We start from the raw sequence: 12,532 nt of genomic DNA on the forward strand, positions 1-12,532 counted from the left end.
TCGGACTTATAATTCGTGGATGACGCAGCCGCCAAATTCTGGCGAGCAAGTAGCGCCATCGAGGGACGGAGCTTCTTTGACGGCGAATGATTCTTTCCACAGGCCGTGGAGATTGCAATATGCATAGACTTCACCGGCATCGCCCGTTTCAAATTCAGCCTTCGGTTCTTCACCGGGTTTCAGGTAGCGGATGTCGACGCCGTTGTCATCGACGAGGGCAATCCATTCGATGTAATGCTTTTCTTCCATCGGGTGTGTCACCGAACCGACATGGACTTCCAAGTGGCCATCGATTTTCTGGATAGCCGGTACGTGTTTTTCTTTAGCTGCGTCGACAGTGTCGGCGACGAGATGAGTCAATTCCTGGCCGGCATAGATGAGTTTTTCCGGTACTTGCGTGCCTACAGATACTAAAACGCTGCCATCTTTATCGTTACGGTAAAATTCTACGTGTTTCATATGGGTTCCTCCTTTGGGGCCTGGCCCCTAACTAAGGTACAATCTATATATGAGAAGTTATTTCTTAATTAATAATTGTTTTTCTTTATGTGCTCATTATAGACTAAATCGGTACACTTGTCAATAACGGAGAACGATTATTTTTTATTATTTTTTCTTAATATCCAAATCGAGGCTGTGCGGGTCTTTTTTCAGGGCTTTCATCCGTTCCCTCGTCGTCCGGCTGGCACCGCCCCACTTGAGGACCAGGCCGCCGTTGACGCTCCATGTCGGCGTCATATTGGAGCCGGACCGCCGCGTCAATTCGCCCCAGACAGAATTTCCCTGTCCCAGCGACAAAGAAGAGCCGAAAGTCATATCGTACCAGGTATACGTCTTGGACCCGACATCGCCAGAAATAGATGCTGTATTTCCCTGGTCCAGGGTCCCTGTCGTCGTGCCGTCCAGAGCCCGCTGGACGCCGAAGCGACCGTAGAGCAGGCCGGCATGGCCGTTGACCGAATAGGCTTTCCCGGCCATGATGCCCAGGCGGCCGCTTACATAGGGCTTATTCCCGGATCGGTAAGTCACGGCATCGCCGCTGATCGTATAAGGAAAGACATAGCCCAGGGACAGGCCGGCCTGGGGTTCCCAGAAGAACTGCTTGGGCAGGAGCCGTGTTTCATAATAACGGATGCCCGCGCCTAACAGCCAGGTCCGATAGTTGACCAAGTCGCTGTTCCCGTCAGTATCGCTGTAGGACACGGTATGCTGCAGCTGCGACAGGCGGATGACGGCATCGCCATGGCGGTCGCGTTTATCGCCCCATTCCACGGCAAAGCCGCCGCCATATTCTTTCATCGAGTCCGACCCGCTGCCATAGGGCTGGCTGCCGTTTTTCCCGTCGGTATAGACATTGGACGTGCTCATCGTATAAAAAGCCCCCTGGTGGAGGATCCCGCCCCAGCGGGCCATGTTGTGCGGCGATTCGTAGCCGATGAGGGTCGCACTATAGTCCTGGCTGTAAGACAGGCTGCCATAATCCGGGAAGGTATAGCTGCGGTAATCGGTCTTGACCCACCAGCCCGTGTCATCAGATGGTTCCAGCAGGTCCTTGTAGGCCGTGAAACGGTTGTCATCAGACCGGCGCCAGAGAAGATCCGACGCCATCTGATAAAACGTCGCCGTCCCGGCCTGTGTCGCCGCCAGGGACCGGCCGGCAGACTGCCAGTCCGCGCCCTGTACGGCATCTGCTCCCGCCAGATAAGTCAGGGCCATAAAGACGATTATACAGTTACGCAACCTGGGCAGACTGAATTTCATGACAAACCTCCCGAGAGGATTTATAGTTTCTTTCTCGTTAAATCAAATCATAGCGGCGGCAGCCCTGTTCTTCACAGCAGCGCAAGGTACCGTGATCGACGAGGTATTCGATATGGGCCAGCGTTTCGCCCAGGGCGAACCACTTCTGCGTCGGCGGGAAATCCTTCCACTTCTTGCCGCGCATGGACCAGGTCATATGCGGGGCGATTTCGTAAGCCGTGCTGTGCGGATAGCACTTTACCAGATGGCATATTTCGGCCAGGCGGCGGTCGTGATGGGCCATGATTTCATCAATGCGGCCGACAATAGACGTATCGCCTTCGCGATGCCCCGGCAGGGCCAGCCGGATGGGCAGGTCGCGGACCTTCTGTAAACTTTCGAGATAACGCTGCAACGCGTGTTTCATGTGATACCAGACCTGGATGTTCGGCGTAATGTCGAAGAGGATGTGGTCACTCGTAAAGAAAACCTGCTCTTTCGCCAGGTACAGGCAGCACAGCCCCGGCGTATGGCCCGGCGCGTGAATGACCTGTAAATCGCAGCCGGCCAGATGAAGGTGGTCTCCGTCCTGGACGGTCGTCACCGGGAAATGAGGGTCCGGCGAAAAGGTCCGGGCCTGGTTGGAGAACTGGGTCCTGATTTCTTCCGGTGGCATGCCTTCGCGCATGAAATTGTCTTCAGCCGCCTTCCATGTCGAGCCGTCCTCAGAATCGACGAGATACTGGTAATCGACGGGATGCATGTAAACAGGGCAGCCGGCAGCGGCAAAAAGGCCGACAAGGCCGCTGTGGTCGGCGTGGAGATGGGTGATGAACAGGGCCGTATCGGATTGTAAACGGATACCCAATTCTTGTAAACCCCGGCCCAAGGCCCGTTTACATTCAGGGCGGTTGAAACCCGTGTCGATGACCAGATTGCCAGACGGCCCTTTGATGACATAAGCATTGAGATATTGCAAGGGGTTGTCGGGCAGATCGACGCGGATACGGTAAATATCGGGATGAGAATAGACTTGCTGAATCATAGGACCTCCTTTTAAGGAATCAGGCGGGCCGCCCTCTGGGACGGCCCCTACGGATAAAGGCCTTTAAATTTAAAACCATTTGCTAACCGCTAACCACTAGCTGCTAACCACTTAAAAGGGCTTGTCGCACATGCGACAAGCCCTTTTCTTATTTCTTCTTCTTTGGGTTATAGCGATTCATGCCTTTGTCGACGCCGAGGCTCAGGCAGCCTTCGATGGCTGTGGCCGCGTCTTCGATGCCCTGCTGGTAGGCTTCGCGGAGTTCTTCCGGGAAAGGAGTCAGGACATGGTCGACGACGTCATGGTGCGGCAAGGGCCGGCCAATGCCGACGCGGAAACGGGTAAAATCTGTACAGCCGTTGGCGAAAAGGCTCTTGATACCGTTATGTCCGCCATCGCTGCCGTTCTTGCGGATCCGCAGGCGGCCGACGGCCAGGTCCATATCGTCATACGCGACGTAGACATCAGGCTGGTCGATCTTATACCAGCGCATAAGCGGGCCGACGGCGCGGCCGCTTTCATTCATGTAAGTCTGCGGCTTGACCAGGATGATTTTTTCACCGTTCACGGTAGTCTGGGCTACGAGGGCGTCCATCTTATCCTGCCACAAGGTCACATTCCAGCGCTTGGCTAATTCATCGACGACACGGAAACCCGTGTTGTGTTTCGATTCTTCATATTGACGGCCCGGATTGCCCAGGCCAACGATCATATGCACGATGGATTTCCTTATTTGTCGAAGAGACGGCTTACGGAAACGTCGTGGAAGATGCGCATGATAGCTTCACCGAGGAGCGGCGCAACCGAAAGGACTTTGATCTTATCGATCTGTTTTTCCGGCGGCAAGGGGATGGTGTTGGTGATGATCAGTTCGGAAATGACCGATTTCTGGATGCGTTCGACAGCCGGATCGGTGAGGACGGCATGAGCGCAGGCAGCAAAGACACGGGAAGCGCCCATTTCTTTCAGGGCTTTGGCGCCACCGCACAAGGAACCAGCCGTATCGACGATGTCGTCGACGAGGATGCAGGTCTTGCCTTTGATGTCGCCAATGATGTTCATGACTTCAGCAACGCCCGGACGGGGACGGCGTTTTTCAATGATGGCGATCGGTGCATTGACGCGGTCAGCCAGATCGCGGGCACGCGTTACGCCACCGAGGTCAGGAGATACGACGACGATGTCGCCCATATCCGTTTCTTCTTTCTTCTGATTGATGTATTTGGCAATGATGGAAGCCGAGCCGAGGTGATCGACAGGGATGTCGAAGAAACCCTGGATCTGGCCGGCATGCAAGTCCATGGTAACGACGCGGGTGATGCCGGAGGTCGTCATCAAATCAGCAACCAGTTTGGATGTAATCGGTTCACGGCCGCGGGTCTTGCGGTCCTGACGTGCATAACCATAATACGGAACAACGGCGGTAATGTGTTTAGCCGAAGCGCGTTTGAGGGCATCTGCCATGATGAGCAGTTCCATGAGGGTATCGTTGGCCGGCTGGCATGTCGGCTGGATGACGAATACGTCCTTACCGCGGACACTTTCGTCGATCATGACCTGGATTTCGCCGTTGTTGAATTTGCCAACAAAGGCTTTGCCCAGTTCCAAACCGAGGTAATCGGCAATTTCCTTAGCCAATTCCGGATTGGCATTCCCCGTAAAAATCTTCAGCTTTTTCCCGTCTTCGTAACTCATAGTGAGCCTCCCTGTGTAAGTAGTGATTAATATTATTTTTTATATGTATCTTCCTTGACCCAGCCTTCAATGTTGCGCTGCCGTGCCCGGGCAACGGATAAGGCTTTGGCCGGAATATCTTTGGTAATGGTCGAGCCGGCGCCGACATAGGCGTAATCGCCGACTTTGACCGGTGCGACCAGGTTGCTGTTGCAGCCTACGAAGGCATGGTCGCCAATGGTTGTGCGGTGCTTGATCTTGCCGTCGTAATTGACAGTGATCGTGCCGCAGCCGATATTGACACCGCTGCCGACATCGCTGTCGCCGATGTAGCTGAGATGCGGCAATTTCGTGCCGTCGCCGACAATGGAGTTCTTGACTTCCATGTAGTTGCCGACCTTGACCTGATTACCAATGACCGTATTGGGCCGGAAATGGACGAACGGGCCGATTTCGCAGCCGTTCTTGATTTCGCAGTCATGAGCATACATGAACTGGACATGGTCGTCGTCGCCCATCTTGACGTTAGTCATGCGGACATACGGACCGACCTGGCAGCCTTCGCCGATGATTGTATCGCCTTCGAGGATCGTCCCCGGATAGAGGACGGTGTCGCGGCCGACGGTAACCGTCGTGTCTACATAGGTATTATTGGGGTCAATGATGGAGACGCCATCGGTCATGAGTTCATCCAGTTTACGCTGGCGCAGGACCCGTTCGGCTTCGGCCATCTGCTGACGCGAGTTTACACCGAGCGTTTCCGCATAGGACGGTGCAGCAAAGGCACTGACGACCTTGCCTGCCGATACGAGCATGCCGATGATATCGGTCAGATAATATTCACCTTGGGCATTGTCATTGGTGACGTTGTGAAGCATATCCCACAAGAGAGACATATCAAAACAGTAAATGCCGGCGTTTACTTCGTCTACAGCCAGTTCTTCCGGCGTACCGTCTTTCTGTTCGACGATTTTGACGACCTGCCCTTTTTCATCACGGATGACGCGGCCGTATCCCGTCGGATCCGGCATGTGCGCCGTCAGGACCGTCGCAGCTGCGCCGCTCTGTTCATGACAGTGGATAAGGGCTGTAAACGTTTCCTTCGTGACCAGCGGCGTATCGCCACAGGTGACAAGGAGGGTGCCAGCTTCACCCTGGAGCAGCGGTTCGGCCTGCAGGACAGCGTGGCCTGTGCCGAGCTGTTCTTTCTGCATGACCGTTTCGGCCTGGTCACCGAGGTAATCCCGGACCGTTTCACCGCCAAAACCGACGACGACGACCTGGCGCTGTGTCCCGGCTGCTTTGACAGCCCGCAGTACCTGTTCGACCATCGGGACACCGCCGACTTTGTGCAAAACCTTGGGGAACTTCGACTTCATACGCGTCCCCTTGCCGGCAGCGAGGATAAGTGCAATAGTATTTTTCATCCAGTTATAGCCTCCCTGAATTCCATAACTATATAATGTCCTTTTAAGGATAACACAAAACGGGGCGAAAAAAAAGAGGCAGTCCCATAAAGACGCCTCTTTTATCCAATAGCTCGTATTAACCTAATACATAGACAACGACATCGCGACGGCCGAAGTCCAGGGCTTCGCTGGTCGAATCCATGGCCAGGTCGATGCGGTCGCCAACGATGGCTCCGCCCGTATCGGCAGCTACGGCATAGCCATAGCCTTCAATGTAGAGCTGCGAGCCGAGAGGGATGACATCGGGGTCGACAGCGACCATGCCGCGCTGGAGGTACTGGCCCGTTGCCGTGTAGCCATCACCGCCGCCATCGGCAGCCGTATAAGCCGTAGCTTCCATGACAAGACGACGCTGATAGCCTTCTGTCGAAGACGATTCTTCAGGAATCGGACGGCCGCTGGCTTCCGACAAAGCTTCCATGGTCTGGGAGCCGACGACACCGTCTGCCGTAAGGCCGTGGTCAGCCTGGAACTGTTCGACAGCAGCTTCTGTCGAAGGACCAAAATCGCCATCAGCACTGCCGGACAGATAGCCCGTGTCCTGAAGCATATATTGAACGCTCTGTACGACAGAGCCACTCATACCCATTTGAACGCTGGCACAGGCCAGGGATGTAAACGCAAATATGCAGATTGTTGTCATTAATATCAGTATACGATTTCTCAAAAAACCACCTCTTTGAACGAACACAATATCAAGTACGTCCTGAATTATAGCAAACTTCCCACCATAAGTCAAAAAAATTGATAATTATAATTCATTTTCGATGATTTTATACCCTATTCTGCACGTTATCCAATCAGTATATGGCCGTTAATGCTCAACTTTGAGTTGTATTTTTTAGTACCTGGTGCTAGTTTTTTATAATTATTATGCATTTTTACCTATTTCAAGACTTTGTCTTCTCCACAATATTTCTTATGGATTCGGCCCCTTCGACAGAATCCGTAAGGACATAAAGGTAGTCCCCTGCGCGCAGACACGTATCGTCATCGGGGATGATGTCACCACTGCCGCGCTTGACATCGACGATGACCGTATGAGCCGGCCAGGCGATACGGCCGATATATTTCCCATCAGCCTGACTGCCGCTGGATACGGTCAATTCCAAGAGATTCCGCCGTTCTTCCGACGATAAGACAGGCTTATTCTTGGCCAAGTTCCGTTGCAGCAGGGCTTCGTAAATCGGTTCGCCCTGACAGAGCTGGGCTACGACCAAAGCGACCAGTGACGCCGTACAGAGGACGAGCAGGTGTTCATAAGAGCTGGTCATTTCCATGATGAGAATCGTTCCCGTAACCGGTGATTGTACCGAGGCCGCAAAAAAAGCAGCCATGGAGATGACGACGATGTTAGATAAGTAATACGAAGAGATGAGGCCCAGCTGCACGAAGACGATGCCCGTAATGCCGCCCGTCAAAGCCCCCAGGACCAGCATGGGCAGGAAGAAGCCGCCAGGAACGCCGCAGCCATAGCTGACCAGGGTAAAGAGGAACTTCCCGATGAGCAGGCCGGCAAAGAGTTTCAGCGACAAGGGCAGCGTATAAAGACTGTTGACCAGGTCGTTGCCGCCGCCAAGGACTTCGGGGAAGACATAGCCCAGTACGCCGGCCATGCATAAGGCAAAGGCAATGCGCATATATTGATTGCGAAAAACGGGTAAGTCATAAAAATAATGAATATTCAGCAAGCCTTTATTGAAAATAACGCCCGCAAAACCGATAATAATTCCCAAAATAACTACAATCCACATGTACCGGAGAGGAAAGGGCGGCAGCATGCCGAAATGGAAGACCGGCGCCCGGCCAAAGACGTAACGGCTGACCATGGTAGCCAATAGGGCCGCTGCCATGGACGGTGCCAGGACGACACCGGAAAAATTGCGGTGCAGTTCCTCCAGGGCAAACATGACGCCTGCCAGTGGCGCATTGAAAGCCGCCGCCAGGCCGGCGCTGGCACCGGCCGTGATGAGATAGCGTTCTTCCATCCGCGTCCGGCCGAAAGCCCGGCTCAAGCCCTGGGCGGTGACGGCACCGATCTGGATGGACGGTCCTTCGCGGCCCAGGGACAGGCCCAGGCCGATGCCGACGATGCCGCCGACGAGCTTGACCCAGAGGATGCGCAGCCAGCGCATGCGGATGGCCCCTAAGATGACGCCTTTTACCTGTGGGATGCCGCTGCCGCCGGCATTGGGTTCATACACGCCCAGACGCCATAAGAGCAGGGCCGCGGCCAGTAAGACAGCGAACCAGCCCAGGTTCAGGAGTATGCCGCCGCTGGCCAGGACATTGGCATAGATCCATTGGCGCCAAACTGTCCCCATTTCCAGGCCCCAGCGAAAAAAGCTGATAACGGTTCCCGATAATATTCCGACTAAAATGCCTTCAAAAAAAAGGCGCAGCCGGAACCGCGGCCAATGGTCCAGAGCCCGCAGAGCCGCTTCTAACTGTGTATCGACATGCATATCTTTCACAATCCTTTCTATTCGTATGACCAAAATTATACCACAAGTACTGCGGCTTTAGCAGGCCCTCGAAGGCCTTCCCCAGGTCTTATTATAGTAATATAGAAAAAAATCCGCTGTCGGTGGCAGGATTTTTTGTTTTATTATAGAATAATATATACATATATAGAAAATGCATCCGGCTCAATAAAGGGGGACTGTCCTATGAACGATAGATACACACCGACATTTAATATTCACGAAGCAGTGCGCAAGACCTTGCCGTATATGATGGAAATGCGCGAGTATTTCCATGCCCATCCGGAATTGAGCGAAAAGGAATTTGATACGTGCAAGACAATTTTCCAGGAACTGTCCCTCATGGGCATTGAAGACGTCAAGATCATCGCCGGTACGGGCGTCACCGGCCTGATCCACGGCGCCCTGCCCGGTCCGGTCATCCTCTTGCGGGCCGATATCGACGCCTTGCCGCTGACGGAAAAATTCGACTGCCCCTATTCGTCCCTCGTCGACGGCGTCATGCACGCCTGCGGCCATGACGGCCATGCAGCCAATCTCCTGGGGGTCGCCAAAATCCTTAACAAGCACAAGGACTGCCTGCGCGGCACGATCCGCCTGGCTTTTCAGCCGGCTGAAGAAGGCAACGGCGGCGCAGCCCGCATGATTGACGCCGGCATCCTCAACAATCCCCGCGTCGATTATGCCCTGGGCCTGCACGTCGCTGGCAGTCTGCCAAAGGGCTACGTCGGCATCGGCCGCGGTGAAATCTCGGCATCTTGTGACGACTTCACGATCACCCTCCACGGCCGCGGCGGCCACGGATCCCAGCCGTCCTTATGCATCAGCCCGATTCAGATGGGCATCGATATCATCCAGTCCATTCAGAACTTCGTCTACAACTGCCACGCTGACGGCGACGGCGTCGTCCTTACCTTTGGCCAGTTCCAGGCCGGCCACAACCCGAACGTCATCCCGGAAACGGCCGAACTGAAAGGGACCTTGCGGACGTATAATGAAGAAAAACGAAAACGCATCCTCGACGCCATCCAGGCTATTCTGAAAAACGTCACCACCACTTATGGCGGCACTTTCGATTTGAACGTCGTACCTTTCTCGCCAGTCTGCGTCAATGACGATGGCGTCACCGACCGGGTCGTCCACATTTTACAAGACCACTGTGCCAATCGAGTCGACCTCATTCCTTTGAAACGCGGTTCTGGTTCAGAAGACTTTGCCTACTTCAGTGCCGCCGTGCCCAGCTCATTCTACTACGTCGGCGTCTACAGCGACGCACCGGTCATTGGCCATTCGCCGGAATTCCATTGGGACAGCAATGCCTTGAAGTATATGTGCGAAACGATGCTCAACATCGTCTATTACTTTGAAAGCTATTGATAAATCACGAGTTGTCTAATTTCATATTGAGCGTATAATGAGGGGTATCCATCTCGAAAAGGAGTGATACCCCTCATGGTTTTCTGGTTCATTATCGAACACACAATGCTTCCCATTTTCTTTCTCGTCGTCCTCGGCTATTTCCTCGATAAAAAATTTCATCTCGACGTCAAGACCTTGTCAAAGCTCATGTTCTTCCTGGTCATCCCCAGTTTCATCTTCACCAACATCTATACGACGCAATTCCCGGCGACAAGTATCAATATCATCGCCGCCATTGCCATCTTCATGTTCATCTGCTTCATCATCGCCAATATCGTAGCCCGTATCCGCCATTATGACGCAGCCATGCTGGAATCGTGCCGCAACGCCTTCATGTTCAACAACACAGGCAATCTGGGCGTCGCCTTGATCATCCTCGTCTTTTCCCATGACCCCTTCGTCGTCAACGGCCAGACGCCGTATCTGGCCGAAGCCATGGTCGTCCAGATCATCATCTTCATGATCCAGAGCATTTCCCTTAACACACTCGGTCTTTACCAGGCCGGCCGAGGTCGCCTGACGGCCCGGGATACACTGGCCGTCATGTTCCACATGCCCCTGCTCTATGTCCTAGCCGCCGCCCTGATTGCCCGTTACATCGGCTGGGATGCGAAGGACTTCTTCTTATGGCCCATCATGGAAATGGCCAGCAAGGCCCTCCTGCCCCTGGCCATGGTCAGCATCGGCGCCCAGTTATCGCAGACGAAGATCCATTGGCTCGACAAGGATGTCTGGATTGTCAGCATCCTCAAGATGACGGCCCTGCCCCTCATCGGCCTGGCCATGATCTATATCGCCAACGCCTTCCGGCCCGGCACGTTCACCGCCGTCAGCGCTACGGTCTTCCTCATCTACTGCGCCATCCCGACAGCCGTCAATACAGCCTTGTTCGCCATCGAATTCGACAACAATCCCGATTATGCCACGCAGGTCGTCATGAATACGACGGCCCTCAGCGCCGTATCCCTGACCTTCTATATTTTCCTGGGACACATTCTTTTCGTCTAGATGATATGCTTTTTACCTAATCGTTAAGAAAATCAACATATTCTAACTTTTATCGAAAGAATTACAAAAAAAGTTATTGACACAATGCGATTTTTCTTATATAATATTCCCATCAACAGAATAATGACGGCAAAGGAGCCCAAGAGGACAGTACCCCTGTCTTCCTGGGCTTTTCGTATATTCTGGCGATAATAAAATATGACAGTAGACAATGATGTCTTTTTCCTGGTGATTTCCATCAGGAAAGGCATCTTTTTTCTTTGTCAGGAGGTTTGGGAATATGAAAAAATTATGGTCACGTTTAGGAGTGCTGCTCCCGTGTCTGCTCATGGCAGCGCCGGCAGCCTTCGCTTCCGATCCGGGGACGATCGATACAGGCGATACGGCCTGGGTCCTCATCAGCGCCGCCCTGGTATTCATCATGACACCGGGCCTGGGCTTCTTCTATGGCGGCATGGTCCGCAATAAGAACGTCTTGACGACGATCATGCAGAGTTTCTTCATCGTCGCCATGATTTCCGTAGAATGGATCCTCATCGGCTACGCCATGACATTCGGCACAGATATTAATGGTTTCATCGGTTCTCTTGATAAAGTCGGCCTGGCCGGTGTCGGCATGTCCGTTCTGGAAAACGGGACCATTCCGGAAATGGCTTTCGTCGCTTTCCAGTGCATGTTCGCCGTCATTACTCCGGCCCTGATTACAGGGGCCTTTGCGGAACGCATGAAGTTCCACGCTTTCGTCGTCTTCATCCTGCTCTGGGCCATCTTCATTTACAACCCCATGGCACACTGGGTCTGGGGCGGCGGCTTCCTGGCTAAACTCGGCGCCCTGGACTTTGCCGGCGGCCTGGTCATCCACATCCTCTCCGGTGTCTCTGGCCTGACACTCTGCGTCCTCCTGGGCAAACGCTATGGCTATGGGAAAATCCCCATGGTTCCGCATAACCTGCCCATGACCGTCCTCGGTGCGGCTCTCCTCTGGTTCGGCTGGTTCGGTTTCAATGCCGGCAGTGCGCTCGGCGCCAACGCTCTGGCTGCCAGCGCCTTCATCGCTTCGCAGGCTGCCGCTGCGGCAGCTACCGTCACCTGGGTTGCCGTCGAATGGATTGTCCAGGGTAAACCGACCATCCTCGGTGCCGCTTCGGGCTGCATCGCCGGATTAGTTGCCATCACACCGGCAGCTGGCTTCGTCGCTCCCCTTCCAGCCTTGATCATCGGCGCGATTGGCGGCGTCATCTGCTACTTCGCCGTCGCTGTCGTCAAAGCCAAACTCGGTTACGACGATTCCCTCGACGCCTTCGGTATCCACGGCATCGGCGGTACCTGGGGTTCCATCGCTACCGGCATCTGGGCTACGACAGAAGTCAACCCGGCCGGTGCTGACGGCTTATTCTACGGCAGCTCCGACCTGCTCGTCGCTCAGATCATTTCGACCGTCGTCGCTTATGCTTTGGCTATTGTCGGCACATTCATCCTCTTCAAGATCATCAGCTTCTTCATGACTGTCCGCACCGATAAGAACGAAGAAATCACAGGTCTCGATATTGGCGAACACGGCGAACGGGGTTATAATTATGCTATCATGTCCGGCAGCCCCTTCGGAGAAACGCCGACGACGCCCTTTGGCAATGCAGCTTTAGACAATGCCGCCGTCAACAGCGCAGGCATTAACGGTCGTAACTTATAGAGGT

The 12,532-nt window shown here is 54.0% G+C and carries 11 protein-coding genes; 3 read left to right on the forward strand and 8 right to left on the reverse strand.

Annotated elements, in window-relative coordinates:
• Positions 1 to 6: 6 nt before the first annotated feature.
• From C6362_RS02725 to C6362_RS02760, 8 genes are all read right to left on the reverse strand, one after another.
• A complete protein-coding gene (locus C6362_RS02725; protein ID WP_014015231.1) occupies positions 7 to 459 on the reverse strand; it encodes a desulfoferrodoxin family protein in 453 nt (150 codons plus the stop codon).
• Between the two features lie 147 nt (positions 460 to 606).
• Complete coding sequence (locus tag C6362_RS02730; RefSeq protein WP_014015232.1) at positions 607 to 1,761, reverse strand: autotransporter outer membrane beta-barrel domain-containing protein; 1,155 nt, start codon at positions 1,759 to 1,761, stop codon at positions 607 to 609.
• 37 nt (positions 1,762 to 1,798) lie between these two features.
• Complete coding sequence (locus C6362_RS02735) at positions 1,799 to 2,785, reverse strand: MBL fold metallo-hydrolase (RefSeq protein WP_014015233.1); 987 nt, start codon at positions 2,783 to 2,785, stop codon at positions 1,799 to 1,801.
• 148 nt (positions 2,786 to 2,933) lie between these two features.
• Positions 2,934 to 3,497, reverse strand: coding sequence for an aminoacyl-tRNA hydrolase (pth, locus tag C6362_RS02740; RefSeq protein ID WP_036220477.1), 564 nt, complete (start codon positions 3,495 to 3,497; stop codon positions 2,934 to 2,936).
• A gap of 17 nt (positions 3,498 to 3,514) precedes the next feature.
• On the reverse strand, positions 3,515 to 4,480 hold the full coding sequence (locus C6362_RS02745; RefSeq protein WP_014015235.1) for a ribose-phosphate diphosphokinase: 966 nt from the start codon (positions 4,478 to 4,480) through the stop codon (positions 3,515 to 3,517).
• Positions 4,481 to 4,512: 32 nt separating this feature from the next.
• Positions 4,513 to 5,886 carry a bifunctional UDP-N-acetylglucosamine diphosphorylase/glucosamine-1-phosphate N-acetyltransferase GlmU gene (gene glmU, locus C6362_RS02750; RefSeq protein WP_014015236.1) on the reverse strand — a complete coding sequence of 458 codons (1,374 nt, stop codon included), beginning with the start codon at positions 5,884 to 5,886 and terminating at the stop codon, positions 4,513 to 4,515.
• 118 nt (positions 5,887 to 6,004) lie between these two features.
• Positions 6,005 to 6,571, reverse strand: a complete 567-nt coding sequence (locus C6362_RS02755; RefSeq protein ID WP_255411307.1) for a peptidoglycan-binding protein — start codon at positions 6,569 to 6,571, stop codon at positions 6,005 to 6,007.
• 247 nt (positions 6,572 to 6,818) lie between these two features.
• Positions 6,819 to 8,393: a ClC family H(+)/Cl(-) exchange transporter gene (locus tag C6362_RS02760; RefSeq protein ID WP_014015238.1), complete on the reverse strand. Its 1,575-nt coding sequence runs from the start codon at positions 8,391 to 8,393 to the stop codon at positions 6,819 to 6,821.
• Positions 8,394 to 8,597: 204 nt separating this feature from the next.
• Here C6362_RS02760 and C6362_RS02765 point away from each other — a divergent pair, with 204 nt between their 5' ends.
• The 3 genes from C6362_RS02765 (at position 8,598) to C6362_RS02780 (ending at position 12,528) form a co-directional block, all read left to right on the forward strand.
• Complete coding sequence (locus C6362_RS02765) at positions 8,598 to 9,788, forward strand: M20 metallopeptidase family protein (protein ID WP_014015239.1); 1,191 nt, start codon at positions 8,598 to 8,600, stop codon at positions 9,786 to 9,788.
• Between the two features lie 75 nt (positions 9,789 to 9,863).
• Positions 9,864 to 10,838, forward strand: coding sequence for an AEC family transporter (locus tag C6362_RS02770; RefSeq protein ID WP_014015240.1), 975 nt, complete (start codon positions 9,864 to 9,866; stop codon positions 10,836 to 10,838).
• A 280-nt stretch (positions 10,839 to 11,118) separates the two neighbouring features.
• Complete coding sequence (locus tag C6362_RS02780) at positions 11,119 to 12,528, forward strand: ammonium transporter (protein WP_014015241.1); 1,410 nt, start codon at positions 11,119 to 11,121, stop codon at positions 12,526 to 12,528.
• Positions 12,529 to 12,532 lie beyond the last annotated feature (4 nt).

Source organism: Megasphaera elsdenii DSM 20460 (assembly GCF_003010495.1).
Classification (GTDB): domain Bacteria; phylum Bacillota; class Negativicutes; order Veillonellales; family Megasphaeraceae; genus Megasphaera; species Megasphaera elsdenii.